Annotated in this window: 1 protein-coding gene; it reads right to left on the bottom strand. The window is 48.8% G+C overall.

Annotated features, from left to right (window positions below; translation table 11 throughout):
- The coding region (locus tag AB4161_RS23155) for a transposase (RefSeq protein WP_372084486.1) at positions 1-209 on the bottom strand (209 nt) is incomplete at both ends.

The raw sequence follows: 209 nt of genomic DNA, 5'->3' as shown, positions 1-209 counted from the left end.
AATAAGTCGTAAACGATTTTTGCATTCGGGCAGTGCGCTTGAACTTCAAGGTCAAAAGCCGTATTCATGTCCATTGCGACCGCTTCGATATTGTTGCCATGCTTGCCTAACAGCTCGAAGAACGGTCGTATGTCCTTGCGGCTACGGCCTAACCCTATCCAAATAACTTGGTGAGTCTTAGCGTCAGCGATGACCGTGGCATACCGATG

Source organism: Vibrio sp. 10N.286.51.E5, assembly GCF_041469125.1.
Lineage (GTDB): Bacteria > Pseudomonadota > Gammaproteobacteria > Enterobacterales > Vibrionaceae > Vibrio > Vibrio crassostreae_C.
The sequence above is the reverse complement of the archived record's forward strand: the minus strand, read 5'-3'. Positions and strand labels throughout refer to the sequence as shown.